Genomic DNA, 25,605 nt, shown 5'->3' with positions numbered 1-25,605 from the left:
GTTTCGCAGCACACCGAAAGAGCGCCAAATAGGGAAGGCGGAAACGGCGACACCCCCAGCTACAAAGATTTCTTTAATAGTGGGGGCGTCGAAAAGCTAGGGGCCTAGGCGTCGTGCCGGGCGTGGGACACCATCTCATCCCACTCCACGATCTTCTTCCGTTCCCGGCCTTCCGGTGCGCCCAAGGCGCGTTCGGCATTATCCAGCCGGTGCCAGCCATCCCAGGTGGTAAACGTAATACCTTGTGCATCCAGGAATTCCAACACCGCCTCCTTGGTAGGCTGCGCCGGTGCCTGCAACTTGCCCGCAGCATAATCGGCCAACAGCATCTCCGTGGTCTCCTTAGCATCGGACTTGGTGTTACCGATCAAGCCGACCGGGCCGCGCTTAATCCACCCCGTGGCGTACAAACCCGGAACCGGCTGGCCGGAGGCGGGGTCAAGCACGTGGCCGCCGTCGTTTGGAATGACTGCGGACTCGGCATCAAACGGGACACCCGCGACCGCGTCGGAACGGTAGCCCACCGCGCGGTATACCGACTGCACCGGCCAGGTCGTGTATGTGCCGGTGCCGGTAACCCCGCCGGAACCATCCAGTTCCATGCGCTCGGTCTTCAAGCCCACGACTTTGCCGTTATCGCCGAGGATCTCGACTGGGGACTCGAAGAAATGAATGAAAAGCTTATGCGGCGCGCCCTGCGGATCCCGCATCGCGTACTGCTCTAAGGTCTGGCACACCAAATCCTGCGATTTCGAATCCCGCCGGGCCTGCTCGCTGGCGGCGTCGTAATCAATGTCTTCCGGATCGACGATAACCTCGATGGTGGGGGAGTGATCCAATTCCTTCAGCTCCAACGGGGTGAATTTCGCCTGTGCTGGGCCGCGGCGACCAAATACGTGCACTTCGGTGGCCTTATTATTCTTCAACGACGCATACACGTTGTCGGGAATCTCGGTCACCAGCAGCTCGTCGCCAGTCTTGGCCAAAATACGTGCCACGTCTAACGCAACGTTACCCACCCCGATAACCGCAACCTTTTCCGCGGACAAATCCCAATCCCGCTTGAAATCCGGATTGCCGTCATAGAAACCAACGAACTCCGCGGCGCCATGCGAACCGGCCAAATCCTGACCCGGAATATCCAAATCGCGGTCAGCTACCGCGCCGGTGGAGAACACGATGGCGTCGTAGAACTGGCGCAATTGTTCAACCGTCACATCGGTTCCCACCGCAACATTGCCCAAGAACCGCAGCTGAGGCTTCTCCATGATTGCGTGCAAGGAATTGACAATCGCTTTAATACGGGGATGATCCGGGGCCACGCCATAGCGGATGAGCCCAAACGGTGCAGGCATCCGCTCAAACAAATCGATCTCGACATCGGTACCAGACTTCATTAACAAATCAGAAGCATAAATGCCGGCCGGGCCAGCACCGACCACCGCGACGCGTAATGGGCGGGAAGAATCTAACGGGGTAGAGCTCATAGTCGCTTCGAAATCCTTAGAACGCTAAAAACAACACAAACATAGTGCGCGTGAATTACGTACGCGCCCTTTAGCACTTTACGCCCAATAGCCGCTGGGCAATAGTCATCCGCCCTATTAAAGAAAGTAATTGCTACCCTGCGTGCTAGAAAAACTTTTCTCCACCCAAGTATTTTTGCTAATCCGAAGCACCCACAGGGGAACTAAACCTTGTAAACTTATGGGTTGATTCACAGGCGGCACGCTTTTGACGCCTGTCTCACACTCGCGTTCATACTTCAAAGAAGGGATTTCTGGTGACCCAAACTACTCGCTCCGTGTTGCTCACCGCCATCGGCCGCCGTCTTAATCCAACGGAAGTTGCCGAATTTGCCAACGCATTAGGCGTCAACATTCGTCCACTGGTACATGACGCACCAGAAATCGCCGATGTTCTCAAACACGCATCAGATGATCCAGTGGTATACACCGGCACCGGAAATCTAAACTTTGACGCTCGTTCAGCGGCGGCACTCGGGGTGGCTATGGTGATCCAGGCGGCGGAAGAAGCAACCATCACCGAACTGGCCCGGATTGAGGCGGCGGAGCTGGGGGCGAAAATCGCAGCCATTGTCATCGGCGAGCAGTCGTTAACCACCGCCGTCGACGCGGCGCGCACCACCGAAGCGCAGCAAGTCATGAATGCCGACGTTTTCGAGCACTGGCTATTAAACCGCGCGAAGCAACACCAGGCGCATATCGTTTTGCCGGAAGGCGACGACGACCGAATCCTCACCGCAGCCGATCAGCTGCTGCGGGAACGTATTTGCCAGCTGACCATCCTGGGCGACCCAGCAACCGTCCTGGCCCGCGGCGTGGAGCTGGGGCTTGATTTGTCGGATGCGAATATTGCCGATCCGCTTAACGACGCCCGCGCCGAGGAATTTGCCCAAGAATTCTACGAGCTTCGCAAACACAAGGGCATGACCCTGGAAGAAGCCAAAGAAACCATGAAGGACATCTCCTACTACGCCACCATGATGATCCATAAAGGTCTGGCCGATGGCATGGTGTCCGGTGCGGCGCACACCACCGCCCACACCATTAAACCCTCCTTCCAGATCATTAAAACCGTCCCCGGCGCTTCCGTCGTTTCGTCGATTTTCATCATGGTCATGCGTGGAAAACTGTGGGCCTTCGGCGACTGTGCCGTCAACCCCAACCCCACCGCGGAACAGCTGGCGGAAATCGCCGTCATCTCCGCCCGCACCGCAGCCCAATTCGGCATTGATCCGAGGGTAGCGATCCTTAGCTACTCCACCGGAACTTCCGGCACTGGCCCCGACGTCGACCGCGCGACCGAAGCAGTCCGCATTGCCCACGAAAAAGACCCCGCTTTGCTTGTCGACGGCCCCCTGCAGTTCGACGCCGCCATGGATCCGGGTGTTGCGGCCAAGAAGCTCCCCGAATCCAAGGTCGCTGGCCAGGCAAACGTCTTTATCTTCCCGGATCTTGAGGCCGGAAACATCGGATACAAGACCGCGCAGCGCACCGGCCACGCCCTCGCGGTTGGACCTATCCTCCAAGGCCTTAATAAGCCGGTCAATGACCTCTCCCGCGGCGCAACCGTACCCGACATTGTCAATACCGTTGCCATCACCGCTATCCAGGCAACAGGAGGCAAAGCCTAATGTCCCTCGTCCTTGTGCTCAATTCCGGCTCCTCCTCCATTAAATTCCAGCTTGTCGATCCCGACCAGCACGCAACCGACGAGCCCTTTGCATCCGGACTCGTCGAACAAATCGGAGAAACCGAAGGAACCATCACCCTCAAACATGCGGGTGAAAAACACACTATTAAAGCGCCGATCCCGGACCACGCCACCGGCTTGGACCTGTCGTTTAAACTCATGAGCCAACACGGCTGCGGCCCGCTCGACGTCGACCTCGTCGCGGTCGGCCACCGGCTTGTTCACGGCGGAATCCTGTTCAGCAAACCGGAAATCATCACCGACGAAATCCTCCAAATGGTTCGCGACCTGATCCCACTGGCACCGCTGCACAACCCGGCAAACATCCAAGGCGTCGAAGTAGCCCGGGAATTGCTCCCAAATATTCCACACATCGGAGTATTCGACACCGGCTTTTTCCACGCGATGCCGCCAGCCGCGGCGCTGTATGCCATCAATGCGGAAGTAGCCGCCGAAAACGGGGTGCGTCGATACGGGTTCCACGGCACTAGCCACGAATACGTGTCCCACAAGGTGCACGAGCTTATGGAATCCGACCAGATCAACCAGATCACCCTCCACCTCGGCAATGGCGCCTCGTGTGCCGCTATTAAAGCCGGGCAGCCTATCGACACCTCCATGGGCATGACCCCGCTAGCCGGCTTGGTCATGGGAACCCGCTCCGGCGACATCGATCCCGGTATCGTCTTCCACCTCCACCGCACCGCCGGAATGAGCATCGACGAGATCGACTCCCTATTAAACAAACAATCCGGCGTCAAGGGAATCTCCGGAGTCAACGATTTCCGCGAACTCCGCGCCAAAATTGACGACGGCGACCAGGACGCCTGGCTGGCTTACAACGTCTACATCCATCAGCTGCGCCGCTACATCGGCTCCTACATGATCACCCTCGGAAACGTCGACGCCATCACTTTCACCGCAGGCGTCGGCGAAAACGCCACCTTCGTGCGCGCCGATGCGCTAGCCGGGCTGGAAATGTACGGCATCAAGATTGACGACGAGCGCAACAACCAACCCAACACCGGGCCGCGACTCATTTCCACTGACGACTCTCGCATCAAAGTGTGGGTTGTGCCCACCAACGAAGAACTGGCAATCGCCAGGTACGCGAAGAAACTCGCCAGCTAACCCTATTAAAGAAAATCGGGCTGATGATTGGTCAGCCCGATTTTTTTGCTTAAAAACTCTTAGGTGGGTGCCCCCGAATCGAAAAGTGCCCATTCTTTAATAAGACTCACCGAAACCCCCGAATGGTTCCCGCGGGCTCCGAATTCTTATCTGGCGTATGAACAGGCACAACCACGCATAGAAACTTTCTAAACCCATTGCTAAGCCACAGCGCTGCTCCATACCCTTAAATCATGGACATGCCGGAAATCTTCACCGCATACGCGCAGGTAGCGCGGCGAGGCGCGGAGCTTCTCCTCGCTATTAAAGAAACCAGCATGGACAAAGTCGAACTTGCCGCCGCACTGGGGATTTCGCAAGCCACCGCGAGCCGAATGATCTCCACCGCGAAAGTCTACGAAACCGAAGAACTCGCCCACGCTGACGGAATCTGCTTCGAAATCCTCCGCGACATTGCGATCACGCCGCGCAAGCTGACAAACCCCGACGTCGACAGGCATGCCCTGCGGGCACAGCTTTTCGACGACGCCCGCAACCGCACCGTCGACGAAAACAAACAACACGTCACGGAGGTCGTCGAAAAGCTTAATGGCGGATACACCCGCAACCGCAAATGGCATCTGCGCTACTCCGCCACCCCCGATGCCGACGGAATGAGCTACATCATCGCCAAACTACCCGCCGAACAAGCCGAACACCTGCGCAGCTCACTCACCCCCGAAGCCCGGGCGCTCGTCCACTCGCACAACGCCGTCGACGAAGCCGAAGGCCACGCCAAGGCTCTCTATCGGCGGATTGCGACGCCAACCTCTATTAAAGAAATCGAATACGCCGAGGCGTGGGAAAACCCCGAAAACCCGCGCGACCTACGACAGCGCCCCTGCATCATCATCCCCGACTGGGAATTGACGAAAAACATCGACGGCACCGTCGTCGACACGAATGGAGTAGTCGTCAATATTGACGACCTAGCGAACCGGCGGCTCGAAAAATACGGATTCGCCGTCACCGTCTACAAAGACCACACCGGCGTCATGCGGCCACAAGACGTACTCGAAATCAAACGGCTTGCCGACGTCAACGATCGATTCATCAGCATCCTCAGCCACCTCGTGTGCCAACACCCCGACTGCACCATCAACGCAATCCGCTGCGAAACCCACCACATCCAGTCCTTCGCAGCGGGCGGAAAAACCACCCCCGACAACCTCTGTCCGCTGTGCCGAAAACACAACCTCAAAAACGACGACGGCCCCACTATTAAAAACGGCAGAGTCATCACCGACCCAGCGACCGGACTGACACACTACCAAATGCCCGACGGCACTATTAGAAGAAACAGACACCGCGCTAACAACCGAGGACTAGCCGCCTACGCAGCGCGGATGGGAGCGATCGAAAAACCACCGCCCCGCGACTAAACACGCCTTACGACGGCCGCAACCACACAGGTTCGCGGCCTAGTCGTGCTGTATTAAAACCACGTCCGTGGCCGAACCTTATTAGCGGTATCCACCAGTTGGTACCGATGATCAGCCGACGGTGCGCTACGCGCCTGCAACCGCAGCGCCCGCTCCAACCCCTCACGCAAACCCAGCTGCGTAAATGGGTAATCAAACAAATCATTTTTACTAGCGGCCGCCTCAAGGTTCTCGGAACGCAACCAATGCAGCGCAGCATTAAGCACCGCAATCTGAACCTGCAAAAACCTCGGCTCATTAGTGGGAATTTCCTCTAATCGACGCGCGGCTCGTCGGATCCGCTGCTCATTAGGGGATTGAGACGTCAAATACAAAATACTTGTCAACTGCGCCATCCGGTGATGCATCGACGCAGAAGGAACCTTATCTAATGCCTGGACTGCCATATCCACCTGTTGCTCAGCCATCAACTGTCGAGCTAACCCGAAACCCGAACTAACCGTCGTTGGGTTAGTAGCCCACACCAGGGCATACATGTAAATTGCCTTGTACCGTAAAATCGCTGGATCCTGAGTGAGTTTCGACCAAAGACCAGCCATTTCATTAACAATCTCACCCTTTAATGATGCCGCCTCAATTGCGGTCTCCGGTTTTAATAATGGGGTATTGGCAAACCCCTGCGACTGCAAAATAATCTCGCTGACCGCCGCCCGGGCCAGCTTTGGGGCGGCCTCGCCGGGGAGGATGCTGAATACGTTATTAAAGGCTATTTGGGATTCGGAGTAATCATCAAGCAGCAAACTCGTTATGCCCGCATACCACTGGTAGCGCCAATCGGTTCCCATGGAAGGCCCTAATGTATTAAGCCAATTTTGCGCCTCACTGGTAAAACCAAGGTCTAATAGGGATCGGACGATACCCAGCGGGATCTCTTTACTTTGCGAGAATTCCTCTTGTGCCATCGCCTCCCGCATCGTCTCTAATGCTTCGGAAGGTTCGGTGTAACTCGACCCCGCGATCATTGCGGCTCCGGGGTCGGTGCGGTCAAGCAGAGGGGCGTGTAAAGCGGCGACCACCTCCGGCGGGGTGATTCGGATGTTGCGTTCGATGCCGTCGATAAGCTGGTCGGTTTTGAAAACTATATGTTTGGTACCAAATGTCGAACGCTGTGGAGAGAACAATGAATGCTGGGCGGGAAACTGTCGTTCGTCGTGAATTGCGAGGTATTCACGCAGCACGCCATACAGCTGGGTTTCAAGTTCTCTAATAGTGGAGAAGCGTTTGTCCGGGTCCGGGTCCGTCGCCCGCTTTAATAAGCGGTAGAACGACAAATACTGCGCAAACAGCGGCTCGTCGTCCGGGCCGGGAAGCCCAGGCGCGTAAACGCCGTTTTCGGTGGGGAGTTTAATAGTCAGCGCCGCGAGCGTGCGCCCTATTGTGTAGATGTCGCTTGCGACGGTGGGTCCGTGGGTCGCTACTTCGGGGGCTTGGTAGCCTTTGGTTCCGAATATGAAGCCGAAGGCACCAATGCCGGTCACTGCGCCGAGGTCGATGAGTTTTACTTGGTCTTCGGTGGCGATGATGTTTTCTGGTTTCAGGTCGTTGTAGACGACGCCGCGGGCGTGAAGGTATTCGAGCGCAGGGAGGGTTTCGAGGATGTATCCGATCGCGATATCGATCGGGAATACCCCGTTGGGTTGCTCTTTTTGCCGGGTGCCTAGCGACGGCCCGGGCGCGTATTCCATGACGATGAATCCGCCGTCGACGCGGTCGTCGTCGATAAAGTTGTAGGATTTTACGATCACCGGGTGGGTGATGTCGGCGAGGAATTCGCGTTCGGCGACGGCTGCTTGGTAGTCGCGGGGGTTGTCTTTGCTGATGAGCCCCTTTAATACGACGACTCTGCCCGAAACGTTGCGGTCTTGCGCGAGGTAGATCCACCCCATGCCGCCGTGGGCGATGACGCCGAGGACTTCGTACTGCCCGGCAACAACATCCCCCCTATTAAGGACTGGCTTTTCGACGCCCGCACCGACTACCTTTTCATCTTCCGGATCGATGAGCCCAAATTCTTTAATAGGGACGAAAGGCAACCGCACCATCCCATTGGCAACTGCCCGGTCCCCGCGCGCGGCGCCTCTGCGTTCCCTGAATGTCGTGAGGGCTTGTTTACGTGATCGGGTGGAGGGGTCCTCAGGCGGTGGTGGCTTTAATAAGGATTGGTAGTCCTCGTCTTCCCATTCGTCTTCGAATGGGTTGTAGGGCACCGCGGCCGTGGTGGGGCTGGTTGGGGTGTCGTCGTCGAAGGGGTTGTAGGGGACTGCTTCGGTGTGGGGTTGGTTGTCCATGTTATTTCGGCTCTGCTCGGTATTTGGTGGCTGGCGGGGTTTGGTTGGGTAGGTAGTTGCCGAACCAGTTGTTGTAGGTTTTTTGCCAGGTTCCGTCGGTGTAGGTGCGTTCGAGGGTGTCGTTGACTTGTCGTATGAGGCCGTCGGTGTGGTGTCGGTGGCCGGGTTTGGCGATGGCTATGCCGTAGTTGTCTGTATTAAGGGATTGGCCGATGATGGTGGTGAAGGGGTCTTGGGCGGCTATGCCGGAGAGTATTGCGTCGTCGGTGATAACGGCGCTGGCTTGGTTTTGTTGGAGGGCGATGAGGCAGTCTGCGCTGTTGCGGACGACGAGTAGGTCCGATGTGGGTGCTTGTCGACGCGCTACGTCCGCGCCGGTTGACTTATCCGTCACGCAAATGGTGCGTTCGGCAAGGTCGGTTATTTCTTTAATAGGGGAGGATTTGTCGGCGAGGATTCGTGTGTTGCCCGCGAGGTATGGGGTGGAAAACGAGACTTGGTCTTGTCGGTGCCGGGTGATGGAGATGGTGCGCATGGCGATGTCGATCGTTTTGGATTCGAGCGATGCGACCCAGTTGGCGGAGTCGACGTAGCGGAATTCGATGCGGTTGGGGTCGCCGAAGATGTCGCGGGCTATTTCCTTGGCGAGGTCTATTTCGAATCCTTGGAGTTCCCCGGTGGCGGTGTCGCGGAAGGAGAGGAGGTTTTGGGATTGGTCGACTCCGACGATGAGTCGGCCGCGTTCGATGATGTGGGGTACGCGTTCTTCGGGGGTTTTGTCGTCGGGTGCGAGGCTGCCGAGCAGTTCTGCGTCGACGACGGTTCGGGGTTTTTTGGCACCGGCTTTTTCTATGACTGCCCCTTGCGGCAGTGGGGTGTAGGGGAGGCTGGTGTTGGGCATGAGGGTGGGACCTGGGGTGGGGTGTGTGCAGGCGCTGATGAGAAGGGTGCAGCCTAGTGCGGCGATGAGGCGTGGTAGGTGCATTAGAGGTACTCCTGCAGTCGGGGTCGGATTCCGATCCATAGGCTTAATACGGAGATGATGCTTATCAGCAGGACCATGGTGGATACGAAGGTGGAGGCGGTTACACCTTGGTCGAGGTAGGCGCGCATGATGGTGCGGTTTTCGTCGATTAGCGTGGCGAGCGCGGTGTCGAGGTCTTCGTATGCTTGGGCGGTTTCGGATTTCAGGGCGAGCGATTGAGCGGTTTCGTAGTCGCCGACGTTGAGCGCTGCGAGGATGTCATTGTGGGAATTGGCCCAGGTGGTTAGTGCGGTCTCGGCTTCGCGGGCGGTGGGGTGGTTGAAGGTGGCGAGAGTTTCTTTAATAGAGGAGGTGGCGGTGGCGAAGGTGGTGCCGGAGCTTTCTAGGGATTGCCGCCACACCAGCGCCAGCATTTCTTGGGTGCGGGCTTGTTGGGCGAGGATGCGGGCGTCGGTGAGGTTCTCTAATGGGGCGGAGGCTTTTTCGTAGGCTTTGGAGCCTGCTTGCCAGGTGATGGCGTTGGCGGTGACAACCCAGGTGGTGGCGATCGCCATGAGGGCGAATGCTAGCAGCATCCCCTTATTAAAGCGGCGGTTGGTGGTGGCAGACATCCAGATTTGGGCGAGTACGAGCGCGATGAGGGCGGCGGCGAGCCCGGAGATGGGTAGCCATAGGGGTTCGGTGAGTGACTGTTGTTGCTTTTCGACGTTCTCACTGGTCAGCGTGTATAGGCGCGCGGCTAGTGGCAGGAGTTCTTCCCGCATGAGGGTGGAGGCTTCGGACATGTAGGCCACGCCGACGGGGTTGCCTTGGCGGTTGTTGGCCCAGGCGGTTTCGACAAGCCCGGTGTAGATGGGTAGTTTTTGGGACAGTTCGGTGATCAGCGCGAGTTCTTGGGTGTCGTCGATGGATATGCCGCCTGCGGTGAGGGCGATGGCGTGTCCTGCTTCTTGGAAGGCTGTGAAGTAGTCGGCCCGGGCGGCTTCGGAGTCGGTTCCGGCCAGTACGAATCCGGAGGATGCGGCGGTGTTGGCGGAGGAGAGTGAGGTGTAGAGGTTGTGGGCCATGTAGCTGACCGGTTCGGTGTTATTAATGAGGTGGTCGAAGTCTAGGCGGCGGTCGGCTGCAATATTGGACATGGACAACCCGGCGGAGAGGGTGAAGATGCTGAGCAGGAGTACCATTGCGGTCATTTTGCCGGGCGTGGTGTGGAGGAAGCGGAGAAATTTTTTGGTCCAGCGGCGGGGATAGTTAATGTATCCGTGCCAGAGGCGGCGGATGACGCTGCGGCGACGGGCGGTTTTGTCGAGCCACCGATCTTGGGTGTCATCTGGCACAAGGTGGGCGATGGGGCTGGTGTGGGCTTCCAATGTTTCTGCCTTCACGCGGGGATACTATTTTGTGTTAAAGGATAGTGGATTTTCGGTTTTTGATGGAGCTTGGCCACAGCGTGGCTTTTTTGTGACAGAATTGCTTGCATGATTGAAGTGCGAGGTTTATCCAAGCAGTACGGTGATGTTCGTGCGGTGGATGATTTGTCTTTTGATGTGCGTCCGGGCATCGTCACGGGGTTTTTGGGCCCCAACGGTGCAGGAAAGTCGACGACGATGCGGATGATTCTGGGGTTGGACACGCCAACGTCGGGAACGGCGCTTATCGACGGCGTCCCATACCGCTCGATGAAAGACCCATTATTCAAGGTGGGAACGTTGTTGGATGCCAAGGCGGTGCACCCAAACCGCCGGGCGGTCGACCATTTAACCTGGGTGGCACAATCGAATGGGATTAAGAAATCTCGGGTCGCCGAGGTGTTGCACCTGGTTGGTTTGACCGGGGTGGCGAAGAAGAAGGCAGGCGGTTTCTCGCTTGGCATGGGTCAGCGGCTTGGTTTGGCCACGGCTCTTCTGGGGGATCCGGAGATTTTGATTCTGGATGAGCCGGTGAACGGCCTTGACCCGGAGGGTATTCGGTGGGTACGCGAGTTTTTGCGGGGGTTGGCGAGCGAAGGGCGTACGATTTTGGTGTCGTCGCACTTGCTGAGCGAGATGTCGCAGACAGCGGATCACTTGGTTGTTATCGGTAAAGGCAAACTGGTTGCGGATTGTTCGACCTACTCCTTTATTAAAGAAAATTCTAAATCGACGGTGATTGTGCGCAGTTCTGATAATGAGCGCCTGCGGTCGGGTTTGGAGCAGCAGGGGATCGTTGCGCGTACCGACGTGGATCAGGAAGGTCGGCCGTTATTGCTGATCGATAACTCCCAGACCGACCAGGTGGGTGCGGTCGCATTCCAGCACCAGGTTGCGTTGTATCAGCTCTCGGAGCGGCAGGCGTCTTTGGAGGATGCTTTCATGGAAATGACTAATCACGCTGTCCAGTATCAGGCCACCGAAAGGGAGTCGAAGTAACCATGAAGACCTTTATTTCTGAGTGGACTAAATTAACAACCACTAACGCTATTTATTGGACTACGGCGTTGTTCATTTTCATGGCGGTTGGTTTCGCAGCTTTGGCGGGCAGCCAGGTGGAACCGGATCCGCTGGTGTTTAATATCCCGATTTTGTATGCGGATAAGGTCGTGACAGCGATTGCCGCGTTGGGTACGTTTGTCGTTAGTGTCCAGGCGATCATGGTGGTGACGGCGGAGTATCGGCATAATTACCAGTCGGTGACGTTCATGGCCACCCCTAATCGGATTGTGGTGGCGTTGGCAAAGTGGTTGCTGTATTCGATTATCGTTGCGATTTTTTCCCTGGTCACGGTGATTTTGTGTTTCTACATGGCGAAGACCACGGCCTCGGAGGCGGCTTCGGCAACGCTTGAGGTGTGGCAGGATGATAACGCCCGCCGCATCATGTGGACGTATCCGGTGACGTTGGTGCTGCTGGTTACCTTTAGCCAGGGCGTTGCGTGGTTGCTGCGGCAAACCGCCGGCGCGGTTGCGCTGATGAGCTTGTGGATCCTCGCCCTGGAAGGCATCATTGGCTTGCTGCCGCATATCGGCCAGTACGTCAGACAGTACGGCCCGATGAGCAATATGACGGCGTTTATTCTGAAGGAACCGATCGCTGATGGGCCGTGGGGGGTTTACGGTTCCGGCATTTATTTCGCCTGCTGGGCTATTACGGTTTTCATTTTTGGCATTGGCGTGTTGCGGTCGCGGGACGCCTAGTTTTTGCTTGTCGACGCTCTACTGCAGCGCCGATGTCAGGCGCATAATATTGTCGATATACCGGCGAGTGAGCCCTCGTTTATTCCACACATCGAGGGTGAGCTCGGTGGAGTTCGCCTGGTATTCGTCGGTCAGTTCGTTTAATTGGGTGATGATATCGCCGCGGGTCATCATCAGCGACACTTCGTAGTTGAGCCCGAAGCTGCGCATATCCATATTGGATGAGCCCACCACGCCCACCGCGTCGGGGGATTCCGGGTCGGCGAGAACGTACTTGGAGTGCAGGACGTAGGGGGCGCGGTACTGGAAGATCCGCACCCCGGCTTCCAATAACGCCTGGTAATAGGAGGATTGGGCGTGGCCGACCATGAATTGGTCGGCTTGTTCGCTTACTAGCAGTTCGACCCGAACCCCGCGGTAGCAGGCGGAGGTGACGGCCTCAAGCATGGATTCATCGGGGATGAAGTAGGGTGAGCACATCACCAGCCGGTCTTTGGCGTGGTGGATGATGGAATTAAACATCCGCAGGTTCGGTTCGGTGGTGTATCCCGGTCCTGAGGGTACTAATTGGACCAGGTTGACGTCCTCGCGCTCCAGGTTCGGGGGAGCCTGGTCGACGACTTCTAAAAGTTCGTCGGATTCTAAGTACCAGTCCACCGCAAAAATGGTGTTCATACTGGCGACCACCGGCCCGGAAAGCTCCACCATGATGTCGACCCAATGGCGTCCGTCTTTAATATTGGCGGGCAACAGGTAGGAGGAGTCGATCATGTTCAGCGAGCCGAGGAATCCGCGTTCGCCGTCGATGATGAGCATTTTTCGGTGATTGCGCAGGTCGGGTCGGCGGAACCGCCACCGCCACGGTTGCAGCGGCAACATGAGGTGCCATTCCACCCCGATGGCGCTGAGCCTGCGGCCTAGTTTGTAGAATCCGGGGTATTTCCAGGAGCCCACGTGATCAAGCAGGAGTCGTACTTTAACCCCGCGCTTGACGGCTCGGGCGAGTGCTTGGAAGAACACGTCGGTGGTGTCGTCCCAGGCCATGATGTAGATTTCGACGTGCACGTAGTCGCGGGCGTTGTCGACGGCTTCGGCCATGCGCTTGATGATGTCGTTGTAGTCGCTATGGACGCCGTGGTTGGTGCCGGTGACGGCCGGCATGGCGGTGAGGGTCCGATTGAGGGCAATCATCGAATCGAGTTCGCGGCTGATTTCCTCTAATGGGTGGTTGGGTACTTTGGCTTGGACGTTGGTGATGCGTCGATTAGCGGCCTGTTGGATCCGGTGCCGCCTGCGGTTGATATAGGGCGAGCCCATGAGCAAAAACAGCGGCAGGCCAATATAGGGCAGGGCCAGAATGGCGAGCAGCCAGGCGGTGGAGGAGGACGGGCGGCGGCCCTCGGGCACGAAACCGATGGCGATTATCTTGATGGAATAGTCAATGATCAGGCCGATGGTTTGCCAGCTGGACAGGTCGAAATTGCCGAGCGTGATCATAAGGCGTAGTCCACGATCACGGGGGCGTGGTCGGAGGCACCTTTACCGGCGCGCTCTTTGACGTCGATAAGCGAACCGGTGGCGGTCATATCCCGCGCCAGCTGGAAGTCGATGAGTATTCCCTCGCCGCGGTCGAAGCGGGCGCCTTTGTAATCCCAGTAGGAAAACCCCTCAAAGGGGGAGGTGACGGTGAGGCCCGCGTCGAGCAGATTGTCGAAGGCTTGGCGTTCGGGCTCGGTGACATGGGTGAGCCCCACGAACGCGGTGGGCGACCACACGTGGCTGTCGAGCGGGGCGATATTGAAATCGCCGCCGAGCACGAGCGGTCCGGTGGTGTTTGCCACGTGGTTGGCCAAGGCGTGGAGCCACCGCAGCTTGTAGTCGTAGTGCGGGTCGGCGATTTCGCGGCCGTTGGGCACGTATAGTGACCAGACCCGAACCCCGTTGCACAGCGCGGAGATGGCGCGCGCTTCAATCTCTTGGGGTTTCGTGGGGTCCTTGTGGAATCCTGGTTGGCCGGGAAAACTGGTTTCCACCTCTGTTAAACCGACCCGGGATATGATCGCCACGCCGTTCCACTGGTTGAGCCCGAAGTGGGCGATTTCGTAGCCACTGAAGGCGTCGTATGGGAACTGGTCGTCGGTGCACTTGGTTTCTTGGACAAGGCAAACATCGATGTCGTGGCGGTGCAGGAAATCCGTCATGCGGGCGACTCGGGTGCGTGCGGAATTGACGTTCCAGTTGGCAATACGCATGACTTTAACCATACCTAAGCTTTTAATAGGCCGTAGCAATGACGGTGGTGTTCGACGAAACCAAGTTTGCTGTACAACGCGATTCCAGCAGTATTGCTGGCGATGACTTGAAGATACGCGGTATGAGCCCCGTTGGCGCGACCCCACGCCATCATGCGCGCCCCCAATTGCGTACCTAAGCCGTTGCGGCGATAGTCGGGGGCGACCTCCACCGCGGAATATCCCAGGTGGTCGTCGGTTATGGTGCCGCGCGTGATCGCTACGGTGGCGCCGTCGATAAGAAGCCGCCCAAACCCCATGGTTCCGTCGATGGTTCGGCGTAATTGCTCCAACGCGTGCTTAGGCAGCGGCTTGCCCCGAAAATGGTAGAGCGCCAGCCAGTCGTCGTCAGGCTGGTCGTCGATGCGAAACTCGCAGCTAACCGGCACGTCGGGGACGGTGTCTAACGGGGTGGTCATGACGATGATCTCCGGCCCCAACTCAGCCACATGCTTTTCGACGCCGCGACCTATGCGTTCCGGAATGAGCACCTGCGGCGGCAGGTTGTGGCGGGCATAAAACTGCCGAATTTCTTTAATAGGGACCGGGTTAAACGGCGCGGACGGTCCCAGCGGAGCTGCCGAATTGGAGCGTTCGGTGATCCCATCACCAGCCCGCAGCAACCAACCATCCACCCACATATGGTCAATACCGGGAAAGGCCTTGGCGTAGGCGGTTTCGATGGTGCGGATATCGGAATTACGCACCCGCCGCGGGCTGAGCTTCTTAACGATCGCGATCTCGTCCGCCGCCACCCGAATCTCCGGCTTCTGGGAGGGAAACCCACCGGCCAGCTGCGGCCGGATTCGGGTGTACTCGTCGGTCACTTCCACCACATGGCCGATGATGTCGGAATGGTTGCCGTCAATGACCCGCCTGAGCACCACCCGGTCGCCGGGGGCAATCGCGTCGCTTCTGAAAATCCGGGACATGGTTTATTCGTCGTCGTGGCCGAAGGGGTCCGGATCGACTCCGGGCAGCCAGGTCAACCCAGCTTCGGTCCACCCTTCCCGTTTGATAGCTTTTTTCGCCGCCCGCTTCCACCGGCCCTGCAAGACATCGGCGTAGACGAAACCATCCAGGTGGCCCACCTCGTGTTGGAAACAGCGGGCCAAAAAGCCGGTTGCCTCCACGGTGACTTCTTCGCCGTGCTCATTAAAGCCAGTGACTTTCGCCCAGTCGGCCCGGCCGGTGGGGAAGCCCAATCCGGGCAGCGACAGGCAGCCTTCTTCATCGGAGCCGTCGGTGGCGGGCATGCCGAGGGGAATTTCTGAGGTTTCCAAAACCGGATTGATAAAGCATCCCTTATGGAAGTTTCCTTCATCGTCCGGGCAGTCGTAGACAAAGATGCGTTTATCCACCCCAATCTGATTGGCGGCAAGGCCAACCCCGTGCGCCGCGGCCATGGTCTCGTACATGTCGGCGATCAATTCGGCCAGCTCGGCTATGGGCTCGGTCACCGGTTTGGTCGGATTATGCAACACAGGGGTGCCGTAGATAACGATGGGTCGTACAGTCATGTCATACAGTGTAAACATGCTAGAGCCCAGCGACATTCTCAGCTTCGAAGAAACCGCCCCCAAAAGCATCGGCGCTAAGGAAGAAGCGATCCGTACACAACTGGGAATAAGCCCTGTACGGTATTATCAGCGGTTGAATATCGTCATTGATATGCCCGAGATGATGGCGAAATACCCCCAGTTGACTGCTCGGTTGCGGCGAATCCGAGACCAACGGGCCACCGAACGTAACCAGACCCAGATAGGATGACTATCGTGACTGACAACAAAAAACCTGCACAACAACCATTGCCGCTGCGTGGCGTCGCCATGATTTTAATCGCGGTGGCAGTGTTGTTAGCCGGATGGGGAATCTACACCGCGGTCAGCGGCCTTGGTGGCGATTCCGAGCAGCAAGCAGCGCCTGCCGCGGCGACGTCGAAAAGCACAGCCCCCGCTGCCCAAAAACAGCAGCCAAAGACGCAGCCGGAGCAGCCGATGCCGCAGGAAACGCCACAGGACACCCCGTCGGCGGCTCCACAAGATACGCCGCAGCAACAGCCACAGCAGCCGCAACAACCTGCGGGCAACCAGCCGATTACCGTCCACGTTCTGAATAACTCGACCGTCCAAGGGCTAGCCGCCCGTGCGGGCGACCGGCTGGATAACGCTGGCTACACCATCGGCCACGTTGGTAATTACTCCGATACGGTAGTGCCGCAAAACACCGTGTATTTCTCTGATAATGAAGCCCAAGCACGGGAATTAGCAGCTGAAATTGGCGGCGTCGCCGTACCTCGGCCAGCAAACCTGCCTGCCGAAACCCAAGGGCCCAGCTCGCTCGTTGTGGTATTGGCAACTGATTTTTAAAAGGTGTGTTCGTGAAGCAACAGTTTTCCGCCTCTGACAAGCCCACCATTGGTGTGGAATGGGAATTAGCCCTCATCGACCCGGTTACCCGCGACCTGGTTCCCCGCGCCGGTGACGTGGTGGCCCTGGTGGCGGCAAGCCACCCGGACATCCAATTGGAGCGAGAATTCCTCGCCAACACCGTCGAATTAGTCACCCCGGTGTGCCACACGGTGCCCGAGGCCATCGCGGAATTGGACAAGGCAGTCACCGCGGTCAAAGAAGCTGCCGACACTTTCGGCCTGAAACTCTGGGGGGCCGGCTCCCACCCCTTCAGCGACTTTAGAACCCAACCCACCAGCAGCAAGGGCAGCTACGCGGAAATCATCGCTCGCACTCAATACTGGGGCAACCAGATGCTCATTTGGGGAATCCACACCCATGTTGGAATCTCCCACAAAGAGCGAGTGTGGCCCATCATTAATGCATTGCTCACCAAATACCCGCACCTGTTGGCGCTGACGGCTTCCTCGCCCGGCTGGGACGGCATTGATACCGGCTACGCCTCCAACCGCACCATGCTCTACCAGCAATTGCCCACCGCTGGCTTGCCGTACCAGTTTCAAAACTGGGAGCAGTGGGAACGCTACATGAAAGACCAAGACATCTCCGGGGTGATTAACCACACCGGTTCGATGCACTTTGATATCCGCCCCGCCGGCAAATGGGGCACCGTTGAGGTGCGCATTTGCGACTCCACCTCCAACCTGAAAGAACTAGCCGCCGTGGTGGCGCTGACCCACTGCCTGGTGGTGTATTACGACCGCATGATCGACAACGGCGAGGAACTGCCGAGCCTGCAAGACTGGCACGTCGCCGAGAACAAATGGCGGGCCGCGCGGTACGGGCTTGATGCCATCGTCATCACCTCCCGCGACACCGATGAACGCCTGGTCACCGACGACCTAAAAGACCTGGTGGAAACCCTACGCCCCATCGCGGAAGAGCTGGAATGCCTAACGGAACTCAATTACGTGTTGGAGATCATCGAAACCGGGGCGAGCTACAAGCGGCAGCGGGAACTCTTTAATAAGCACGGTTCCTGGTACCCAGCCGTCGACGCCGTCATCGCGGAGATGCACCAATGACCTACGTGCTGGTGCCGTCGACAAGCGAACTGCCGGACGTGTTTACCGAGCTCATCCAGCATCTGCCCGGAGCGAAAATCTGCCCGGTTGGCGGAAACCTGGCACAGCAGATCACCGACTGTGAGAAATTCCTTGACAAACACGAACTGCGCAGCGACGTTGTGTTTATCACCCGCGGGACCGGCGCATTTGTCGCCCAAGCCATGAAGGAAAAACACCCCACCCGCATCGCCGCGATCCTAGCGATCGGCTACCCGCACCGCCTATTAAAGCTGCCGCGCCTGCTGTTCCGGGAAAAGTCACTGATCCCAACGGACGTAGCGGTCACCGAGATTCCCGACGAACAAGCACTCCTGCGGCTGCTCTAACCTTGTGCTTGCCGACGCCCCACAACCCCGCCTCACCATAACCTGTGTGCTGCGAAACCACCTCTGGGGGCGTCGAAAAGCACCCCGAAAACCAGCAAACGCAGCACACAGCTAGCTCGCGCGCAGCCGCCTAATTCCCGCGACAATGATGTAACCCACGATTGCGACATACCCCACGGCGATGAACCACACGTCCTCCGCAGACAGGGAACTCACCGTGTACGGGCTCACCGCCGCCGAAAGATGCGGCAACAGCAACACCACCGTGCCGATAACGCAGGCCACCTGGGCGAACGGACGCCTATGGAAACCGCGCGTCAGCACCGCCGCCAACGGCACCATCCACACCCAGTGATGGAACCACGTAAACGGCGACACCAAGCACGCCCCGATACCAGCGATCACCATCGCCCAGGCCATATCGTTACTGCGCACCGCCATCGCGATCCCAAGCACCACCAACACCAGCGTGACTGCCACCGCGACAAGCCACCACTGTTCCATGCCGAGCACCCGTTCCATCACCGAGCGCAGCGATTGCGCGCCGGGATTGTCGTGCACCCCCACCCGGGAGGAATCGGTGATCGCGGACGTCCAGAACCGGGTGGCGTCCGGCACGGACAGCCAACCGATAACCACCGTTGCGATGAACGTCACTGCACTCACCGCCGCCGCGCGCCACCGCCGTTCGATGATGAAAATGAGGACGAAAAACGCCGGCGTTAGTTTCAGCCCCGCAGCCAGCCCCACCCCAATACCGGCGAAGCGTCGATTCTTGGGCAGGAAATCCAGCGCAACCAGCAGCATGAGCAGCAGATTGATCTGGCCGAAATAGAATCCGCCATGGACGGCGTCTAAGCCGATCGCCGCGATGGAAAGCAAAAACGCCGGAAGGCTCGCCCGGTAAATCAACCAGACCACGAGGAACATTGCGGCGAAATTGAGGAGCTGCCACGCAATGGTCAGCGGCAGATCAGCAAACAGCGGCAGCGGACGGAACACCACGCCCGCGAACGGCGGGTAGGTGAAGGGCAGCCCCGGAACGAAATCGCCATCGTAGAGGTTTCCCTCGCTATTAAGGGAAATCGCCGCGAGTTTATAAACAAGTAGGTCAACTGGCGGTACCCGAAAAATCTGGCTTTCTGGCGGTAGTCGAAATTCCGAGATGATGACCCACAGCGCGCACAGGGCGAGCGGGATGCTGGTGGCAAGCTGTAGTCGACGCATACCTTAAAAGACTACTGAGCACATTCTCTAGAGTTGGGATGCCGCTAGGTGTGGTGAATGAAAAATTAGCTATTTATCAGTTGCGCCGGTTGGCGTGGATCCCTGTGTGCTGCGTTTCCTGGTTTCCGGGGTGCTTTTCGACGCCCCCACGGCAGGTTTCGCAGCACACCGATTTGGGTTGGGGTTGTACCGGGTTAGTTGTGGTTTCGGCGTGTGCTGCGTTTGTGTGGAATGCGGGTTTGTTGGTTAGGGGTGTGGCCAGGTTTCGCAGCACACGGGTTTGAGGGTGGGCGAGCAGGGTGAACGTGGCTGTGTGGTGTGTGCTGCGTTTCCTGGTTTCCGGGGTGCTTTTCGACGCCCCCACGGCAGGTTTCGCAGCACACCGCGTCAGTGGCGCGGCGGCAGGAATTACAGGCCTTTCAATCCGGTTGGCCCCCTCAACCTGTGTGCTGCGATCCTATGGTTTTCAGGCCCCATGCCACCACCAAAATTCCGCAAACGCAGCACACCGCTGTAGGTGGGCATGAAAAAATCTCACCCACGGAGAACCCGAAGGTGAGAGTGGTATCCGGGGCTCGTGCCCTAGCCGTGTAGCAGGTACGCTGCGTTGCTTAGAGCTGCGGCAGCCGATTGCTCCCGGGATCCACCAAATCCCATCGCCCAGTGCTTGCGGTTGTTGTCGCCCGCGTAGATGAAGGTGACGGTGGATTCGAAGATGTCGAATTGGTGGAAGGAAAGGACCTCGACTCGGCGTCCGGCGTCGGCAAGCAGGTGCGTTGCTGCGGACATGGGGCCGGAGGCGATGATCTCGGTTTCCGTTACCGTGCGGCCCGAGGTGGTGGTGTGGGTCAGGGTTGCGGCATAGCGCTGGTGGCTGCCCGGCAACCGGGTAATGGATGTGAACTGTAACCGCAGATCGGCGGTGGGCGCATACGTTGCGGTGAATGTACGCCACTGCATTCCGCGTGCTTCTTGCCGTAGTCCTGCCGGAAGTTTGTGGCCGAACCGAGCCAGAAACGGATCATCGGCGAAAACCCGGGTTGTGGCTGGCCGAATGGTTGGGCTGCGGTGATACTCAGTAAAGGTTGAGCGCTTTTTGGTAGCAGTTGCGGTGATCATGGCGGTCCTTGTGTCATCTTTCTTCTGTTCTTGCATCCCACCGGTGGTGGGGTTGGGAAACGGTTTCGGTGTGAGGTGGACCGACAATTTTCCACAGTGACTCATGCATCCAATGGGTTAGGATGGTCTAGGTCACACTGGTGAATGGTAATGGCGATCACAGCTGGGCGCAAAAGCCGCGCTGTGAAAGCACTGGATCGGGGGTGAAAATAACTACCCCCGCGCGCATTCTTGCTGCTTATCGACGTTCCATGCGTTGGCGCGGTTCCCCACTTTCGGGGGTGTGTTACGGTTGTGAAGCGGTGCTTGCGAAGCGGATTTATGTGAAAACTGCATCGGTTTGCGCTTCTTGCAGCTATGCGACGGGGGTACCTGGGGGTGGCTCGGGGGGTGGGGGTTATTTGCCGTAATTGAGCAGGAACGCTGCCTCAGTGATGGCAATATCCCGGATCTCGCGCGGATCGACGGACTCGTTAGGGGAGTGGATCGTCGCCTTGGGGTCCTCCACGCCGAATAGGGTGAGTTCTGCCTGAGGGGCAACCTCCATGAGCTCCGAACACAGCGGGATTGAGCCGCCAGAACCAACGATTGTTAGCTCCTTATTGCCGTATGCTCCCTTCAAGCACTCGGCGAAAACTCCGACGGCTGGACCCTCGATGGCGCCCGAGAAGGGGTCATTAATATCGTGGGCTTTGGCGGAAACCTTCACATTCCACGGTGCATGGGCCAGCGCGTGTGCAATGACTTTCTCCGCCACGTCGGCTGCCTCCATTCCGGGAGGGACTCGCAGGTTAAGCCGGGCGCTCGCGGTAGCCGGAACCGCATTGACCGCTTCTGCCACCGGGGTGGAGCTGAATCCGGTGACCGAAATTGCGGGTCGGGCCCACACCATGTCCGCCGGGTTATCGGTGGCGTCGCCCATGATGGAAACGCCGTCTAAGATTCCGGCATCCGACCGGAACGTTTCAGGATCGTAGCTTGCGCCTTCCCAGCGCCCGGTGCAATCGACGCCGTCGATGATGGTGCGGCCGGTCTCGTCGCGGAAGGAATCGATCAGGCGGATCAATGCTGCGGTGGCGTCGGGTGCGGCGCCGCCGAAAGAGCCGGAGTGAACCGGGGTTTCCAGGGTATCCACCTGGATATCGATCTGCGCGCCGCCGCGCAGTGTGGTGGTTAAGGTGGGCTCGCCTACGGCGACGTTGCCGGAATCGGCGATGAGGATCACGTCGGCGTCGAAAAGCTCGGGCGATTGCTGGATCAACGCCGAAAGTTCGGCTCCGCCTTGCTCCTCGGAACCTTCGATCAGGACCTTGATTCCTAGATCCGTGCCGCCGAGCTCCGTGACCGCGCGTAATGCGGCAAGGTGCATCACGAGGTTGCCCTTGCAGTCGGCGGCACCGCGCGCATACCAGCGGCCGTCGCGCTCGGTGAGCGTGAAGGGATCGGATAGCCAGTTGGCCGTATCGCCCGCTGGCACCACGTCGTAATGGCAATACAGCAGGATGGTGGGGGCGTCGCCGCCCGCTGGTTTGGTGCCAATGAAAACCGGGGAGCCGGATTCTTCCTGGTAGGCGGTGACGCTAAGCCCGACGTTTTCGAAGGCGGACTTAACCCACTGCGCTGCGCCGGAATGGTCGGCGGCAAGCTCGGGAACGGAGTGGACGGAATTGAAGGAGGTGATGGCCTGCAAATCGGCGAAAATCTGGTCGCGTTGTGCCTCAATGATGGGTCGAACTGCGGCGATTGTGGAGTCAATTGTCATGAAATTCAGCTTAGTACGGTGCTGCTCGTAGCGGGTCGGTGTGGCGCGGATATGGCGGCGTTCGCCCGTAGCGTACTACCTTGCACTGGGGTGGCGGGGCTGCTAAAAACGGACTTAGCACTTGAAAGCTTGCAGTGCTAACTTTTGATAAAAGACACAAAACTTTTCCTATATATAAGGAGCGAAAATCTATGGCAAAAATCATTGCCTTCGATGAGGAAGCACGTCGCGGCCTAGAGCGCGGGTTGAACACCCTAGCCGATGCCGTCAAAGTTACCCTCGGGCCAAAGGGCCGCAACGTGGTTTTGGAAAAGAGCTGGGGAGCTCCCACCATCACCAACGACGGTGTTTCCATCGCTCGGGAAATCGAGCTGGAAGATCCTTATGAAAAGATCGGTGCTGAGCTTGTTAAAGAAGTAGCAAAGAAGACCGACGACGTAGCGGGCGACGGCACCACCACCGCAACCGTTCTGGCGCAGGCGCTGGTTCGCGAAGGTCTGCGCAATGTTGCAGCTGGCTCCAACCCAATGGGCATTAAGCGCGGCATTGAAAAGGCTGTTGTTGCCGTCACCGAGAAGCTTCTCGACGGCGCCAAGGAAGTCGAAACCGAGGAAGAGATCGCCGCAACCGCTGGCATCTCCGCAGCGGACCCAGCCATCGGTGCTCAGATCGCCAAGGCAATGTACGCTGTCGGTGGCGGCAAGCTGAACAAAGAATCCGTCATCACCGTTGAAGAGTCCAATACCTTCGGTGTGGAACTCGAAGTAACCGAAGGTATGCGCTTTGATAAGGGCTACATTTCCGGATATTTCGCAACCGACATGGAACGGCTCGAAGCTGTCCTGGAAGACCCATACATCCTCCTGGTCTCCTCCAAGATTTCCAATATCAAGGACCTGCTCCCACTTTTGGAGAAGGTCATGCAGACCGGCAAGCCACTGCTGATCATCGCCGAAGATGTTGAGGGCGAAGCCCTGTCCACCCTGGTGGTGAACAAGATCCGCGGCACCTTCAAGTCGGTTGCTGTTAAGGCACCAGGCTTCGGTGATCGTCGTAAAGCACAGCTGCAGGACATCGCAATCCTGACCGGTGGCCAGGTCATCGCCGAGGAAGTTGGCCTCAGCCTGGAATCCGCCGACCTGCCGCTGCTGGGCCGCGCCCGCAAGGTCGTTGTAACCAAGGACGACACCACCATCGTTGAGGGTGCTGGCGACGCCGACCAGATCCAGGGTCGCGTGAACCAGATCCGCGCCGAGATCGAAAACTCCGACTCCGAATACGACCGCGAAAAGCTCCAGGAGCGCCTGGCAAAGCTCGCTGGCGGCGTCGCGGTAATCAAGGTAGGTGCAGCTACCGAGGTTGAACTCAAGGAGCGCAAGCACCGCATCGAGGATGCCGTGCGCAACGCCAAGGCGGCGGTTGAAGAAGGTATCGTCGCAGGTGGTGGCGTGGCACTGCTGCAGGCCGCCCACGTTCTTGACAACGACCTCGACCTGAACGGCGACGAGGCAACCGGCGTGAAGATCGTCCGCGAGGCGCTGTCTGCGCCGCTGAAGCAGATCGCCCTCAACGCTGGTTTCGAGCCGGGTGTTGTTGCGGACAAGGTATCCCACCTGCCTGCCGGTGAGGGCCTGAACGCCGCTACCGGCGAATACGTGGACCTCATGGCCGCAGGCATCAACGACCCAGTGAAGGTCACCCGCTCCGCGCTGCAGAACGCAGCATCCATTGCGGCACTGTTCCTGACCACTGAGGCTGTTGTCGCCGACAAGCCAGAACCAGCTGCCCCAGCAATGCCTGGCGCTGACGAGATGGGTGGCATGGGCTTCTAACCCGCGCTCCCTCCAACCAAATCCCGAACCCCCTGCCCTGGGGTTCGGGATTTTCTAGTTCTACGGCTGTGCTGTGTGCTGTTGGTGTGTGGGGGTGTGTGCTGCGTTTCCGGGTTTTAGGGCGGCTTGCCGACGCAGCACGGCGCGGGATCGCAGCACGCAAGTGCGTGGGTGCGGGGTGGATGTTATAGGGGCGTGGGTGTGTGCTGCGTTGTCAGGATTTGGGGCCGCTTATCGACGCGGCACGGGGCAGGATCGCAGCACACAAGTGGAGGAAAGTGCAATGGCAAATTGGGAATATTTCCAAGCCTCCAAAATGTATGCGAAATATTGCAGTTAACCAGGGTAAAACTGCAAGATGTAACGATTTTGCGGCACGTGCTTCGAATTAAAAGCACCCCCGTAATAGGGGGATTTTAAAATTTTTTCAGATTCTTTTTCCCTGGTCGCGTATTAATCGTGACCATAAATAACGTTGTTACATCTTTTCGTTATCTAAAAATGACCAAGTCAATCGATGTGTCTTGAATTTGCAGCTTAAATGGCTTTTATCCAAATTGAAAATTATTGAAAATACTGCATCGGGTAGGGAATATTTAGTCGGCGTTTCCGCTTGACCTATGGCATTGGTGTGGCACAATAAGTTGCATGACGCCCTAAGGGGTGTCGGCAAACTGGAAAACCAAAAGTCAGCAACGCTGACCCCTCTCTAAGGAGACATTTTCATGGATCTTTCCCTGATCATTGATTCCCTGAAGAACTTCAAGAAGTTCGTCGAAGCTTTCACTGGGATCTTCGAGTTCCTCCCTAAGTTCATCCGTGACTCCGGCGAATTCTTCGCTAACGGTAGCGCCTTCTGGCAGGACACCACGAAAATGGATGGCACCAACCCTAACGCTTTCGACGGTAAGCCAACCCCAGGTTTGGAGAATCCACAGAGCGCTGGCTCCTCCAGCTCTTCTTCTAAGTAATAAAACTGATACGGGTTACTCCCGTATCATGAGGGCGAATTCCTGCCCTGTCCACAAGAAATTCTTTACCTCTTTATATACAGGAGTCTAAAATGGCAAACTTCCTCGAAGTAATGGGCAAGTGGGTTGCACTTTCCAACGACGGCATCTTCGGCGGCATCTTCAAGTTCCTGCAGGGCCTCGCTAAGCTCGCTGGCCACACCGCTGACCTTGCTGAGCTGGTCAAGTAATTCCAAAACCGCAACGGTTTTTCGCAAGACCTCGTT

At 57.9% G+C, this 25,605-nt stretch carries 23 protein-coding genes; 12 read left to right on the top strand and 11 right to left on the bottom strand.

Annotation, left to right across the window (positions count from 1 at the left end; translation table 11 throughout):
* Nucleotides 1-104: 104 nt before the first annotated feature.
* Complete coding sequence (locus tag Q4D85_RS01675) at nucleotides 105-1,487, bottom strand: FAD-dependent oxidoreductase (RefSeq protein ID WP_303197800.1); 1,383 nt, start codon at nucleotides 1,485-1,487, stop codon at nucleotides 105-107.
* 296 nt (nucleotides 1,488-1,783) lie between these two features.
* On the opposite strand from Q4D85_RS01675, the gene pta reads away from it, so the two are divergent.
* The 3 genes from pta to Q4D85_RS01660 all read left to right on the top strand — a co-directional run bounded on the left by pta (nucleotide 1,784) and on the right by Q4D85_RS01660 (nucleotide 5,768).
* Nucleotides 1,784-3,157: a phosphate acetyltransferase gene (gene pta, locus Q4D85_RS01670; protein ID WP_303197799.1), complete on the top strand. Its 1,374-nt coding sequence runs from the start codon at nucleotides 1,784-1,786 to the stop codon at nucleotides 3,155-3,157.
* Nucleotides 3,157-4,347 (top strand): acetate kinase, encoded by a 1,191-nt coding sequence (locus Q4D85_RS01665; RefSeq protein ID WP_303197798.1) that lies wholly within the window; start codon nucleotides 3,157-3,159, stop codon nucleotides 4,345-4,347. The genes pta and Q4D85_RS01665 overlap by 1 nt, the downstream gene beginning before the upstream one ends.
* 233 nt (nucleotides 4,348-4,580) lie before the next feature.
* On the top strand, nucleotides 4,581-5,768 hold the full coding sequence (locus Q4D85_RS01660) for an HNH endonuclease signature motif containing protein (protein ID WP_303197795.1): 1,188 nt from the start codon (nucleotides 4,581-4,583) through the stop codon (nucleotides 5,766-5,768).
* A 53-nt stretch (nucleotides 5,769-5,821) separates the two neighbouring features.
* Here Q4D85_RS01660 and Q4D85_RS01655 read toward each other — a convergent pair whose 3' ends face one another.
* From Q4D85_RS01655 to Q4D85_RS01645, 3 genes are read right to left on the bottom strand one after another with little or no spacing between them, the layout of a single operon-like run.
* A complete protein-coding gene (locus Q4D85_RS01655) occupies nucleotides 5,822-8,116 on the bottom strand; it encodes a serine/threonine protein kinase (protein ID WP_303197793.1) in 2,295 nt (764 codons plus the stop codon).
* Nucleotide 8,117: 1 nt separating this feature from the next.
* Nucleotides 8,118-9,101, bottom strand: coding sequence for a transporter substrate-binding domain-containing protein (locus Q4D85_RS01650; RefSeq protein WP_303197791.1), 984 nt, complete (start codon nucleotides 9,099-9,101; stop codon nucleotides 8,118-8,120).
* Entirely contained in the window at nucleotides 9,101-10,486 is a 1,386-nt protein-coding gene (locus Q4D85_RS01645; RefSeq protein WP_303197789.1) for a phenol hydroxylase, read from the bottom strand. The genes Q4D85_RS01650 and Q4D85_RS01645 overlap by 1 nt, the downstream gene beginning before the upstream one ends.
* A gap of 93 nt (nucleotides 10,487-10,579) precedes the next feature.
* Between Q4D85_RS01645 and Q4D85_RS01640 the strand changes: the two genes are divergently transcribed.
* The gene (locus Q4D85_RS01640) at nucleotides 10,580-11,509 is read left to right on the top strand and encodes an ABC transporter ATP-binding protein (protein WP_303197788.1); all 930 of its coding nucleotides are present in this window, start codon (nucleotides 10,580-10,582) and stop codon (nucleotides 11,507-11,509) included.
* A gap of 2 nt (nucleotides 11,510-11,511) precedes the next feature.
* Nucleotides 11,512-12,273: a multidrug ABC transporter permease gene (locus tag Q4D85_RS01635; RefSeq protein ID WP_303197787.1), complete on the top strand. Its 762-nt coding sequence runs from the start codon at nucleotides 11,512-11,514 to the stop codon at nucleotides 12,271-12,273.
* A gap of 18 nt (nucleotides 12,274-12,291) precedes the next feature.
* On the opposite strand, the gene cls is transcribed toward Q4D85_RS01635, so the two are convergent.
* The 4 genes from cls to Q4D85_RS01615 are packed head-to-tail and all read right to left on the bottom strand — an operon-like array spanning nucleotide 12,292 to nucleotide 16,084.
* Nucleotides 12,292-13,770 carry a cardiolipin synthase gene (gene cls, locus Q4D85_RS01630; RefSeq protein WP_303197785.1) on the bottom strand — a complete coding sequence of 493 codons (1,479 nt, stop codon included), beginning with the start codon at nucleotides 13,768-13,770 and terminating at the stop codon, nucleotides 12,292-12,294.
* Entirely contained in the window at nucleotides 13,767-14,525 is a 759-nt protein-coding gene (locus Q4D85_RS01625; RefSeq protein WP_303197784.1) for an exodeoxyribonuclease III, read from the bottom strand. Before Q4D85_RS01625 ends, cls begins: the two co-directional genes overlap by 4 nt.
* Nucleotides 14,526-14,539: 14 nt before the next feature.
* Complete coding sequence (locus tag Q4D85_RS01620) at nucleotides 14,540-15,496, bottom strand: GNAT family N-acetyltransferase (protein ID WP_303197783.1); 957 nt, start codon at nucleotides 15,494-15,496, stop codon at nucleotides 14,540-14,542.
* A 3-nt stretch (nucleotides 15,497-15,499) separates the two neighbouring features.
* Nucleotides 15,500-16,084: a peptide deformylase gene (locus Q4D85_RS01615; RefSeq protein ID WP_303197781.1), complete on the bottom strand. Its 585-nt coding sequence runs from the start codon at nucleotides 16,082-16,084 to the stop codon at nucleotides 15,500-15,502.
* Between Q4D85_RS01615 and Q4D85_RS01610 the strand changes: the two genes are divergently transcribed.
* Genes Q4D85_RS01610 through Q4D85_RS01595 form a run of 4 tightly spaced genes read left to right on the top strand, consistent with a single transcriptional unit; the run spans nucleotide 16,083 to nucleotide 18,428 of the window.
* Nucleotides 16,083-16,334, top strand: coding sequence for a DUF3263 domain-containing protein (locus tag Q4D85_RS01610; protein ID WP_303197779.1), 252 nt, complete (start codon nucleotides 16,083-16,085; stop codon nucleotides 16,332-16,334). The two genes, Q4D85_RS01615 and Q4D85_RS01610, sit on opposite strands and share 2 nt — an antisense overlap.
* Before the next feature lie 5 nt (nucleotides 16,335-16,339).
* Nucleotides 16,340-16,933, top strand: coding sequence for a LytR C-terminal domain-containing protein (locus tag Q4D85_RS01605; protein WP_303197778.1), 594 nt, complete (start codon nucleotides 16,340-16,342; stop codon nucleotides 16,931-16,933).
* A gap of 11 nt (nucleotides 16,934-16,944) precedes the next feature.
* Entirely contained in the window at nucleotides 16,945-18,060 is a 1,116-nt protein-coding gene (locus Q4D85_RS01600; RefSeq protein ID WP_303197777.1) for a glutamate--cysteine ligase, read from the top strand.
* Nucleotides 18,057-18,428, top strand: a complete 372-nt coding sequence (locus tag Q4D85_RS01595; RefSeq protein WP_303197775.1) for a hypothetical protein — start codon at nucleotides 18,057-18,059, stop codon at nucleotides 18,426-18,428. Before Q4D85_RS01600 ends, Q4D85_RS01595 begins: the two co-directional genes overlap by 4 nt.
* 111 nt (nucleotides 18,429-18,539) lie before the next feature.
* Here Q4D85_RS01595 and Q4D85_RS01590 read toward each other — a convergent pair whose 3' ends face one another.
* The 3 genes from Q4D85_RS01590 to Q4D85_RS01580 form a co-directional block, all read right to left on the bottom strand.
* Nucleotides 18,540-19,655 carry a glycosyltransferase 87 family protein gene (locus Q4D85_RS01590; protein ID WP_303197774.1) on the bottom strand — a complete coding sequence of 372 codons (1,116 nt, stop codon included), beginning with the start codon at nucleotides 19,653-19,655 and terminating at the stop codon, nucleotides 18,540-18,542.
* Nucleotides 19,656-20,237: 582 nt separating this feature from the next.
* Entirely contained in the window at nucleotides 20,238-20,774 is a 537-nt protein-coding gene (locus tag Q4D85_RS01585; RefSeq protein ID WP_303197773.1) for an acetyl-CoA acetyltransferase, read from the bottom strand.
* 397 nt (nucleotides 20,775-21,171) lie between these two features.
* Entirely contained in the window at nucleotides 21,172-22,536 is a 1,365-nt protein-coding gene (locus Q4D85_RS01580) for a dipeptidase (RefSeq protein WP_303197771.1), read from the bottom strand.
* Nucleotides 22,537-22,727: 191 nt separating this feature from the next.
* On the opposite strand from Q4D85_RS01580, the gene groL reads away from it, so the two are divergent.
* The 3 genes from groL (at nucleotide 22,728) to Q4D85_RS01565 (ending at nucleotide 25,569) form a co-directional block, all read left to right on the top strand.
* Nucleotides 22,728-24,368, top strand: a complete 1,641-nt coding sequence (groL, locus tag Q4D85_RS01575; protein ID WP_303197770.1) for a chaperonin GroEL — start codon at nucleotides 22,728-22,730, stop codon at nucleotides 24,366-24,368.
* Between the two features lie 725 nt (nucleotides 24,369-25,093).
* Nucleotides 25,094-25,339 (top strand): hypothetical protein, encoded by a 246-nt coding sequence (locus Q4D85_RS01570; protein WP_303197769.1) that lies wholly within the window; start codon nucleotides 25,094-25,096, stop codon nucleotides 25,337-25,339.
* Between the two features lie 92 nt (nucleotides 25,340-25,431).
* Complete coding sequence (locus Q4D85_RS01565) at nucleotides 25,432-25,569, top strand: hypothetical protein (protein WP_303197768.1); 138 nt, start codon at nucleotides 25,432-25,434, stop codon at nucleotides 25,567-25,569.
* Nucleotides 25,570-25,605: the final 36 nt, after the last annotated feature.

Origin of the sequence: Corynebacterium sp. (genome assembly GCF_030532965.1) — a bacterium.
In the GTDB taxonomy this organism is placed as follows: domain Bacteria; phylum Actinomycetota; class Actinomycetes; order Mycobacteriales; family Mycobacteriaceae; genus Corynebacterium.
The sequence above is the reverse complement of the archived record's forward strand: the minus strand, read 5'-3'. Positions and strand labels throughout refer to the sequence as shown.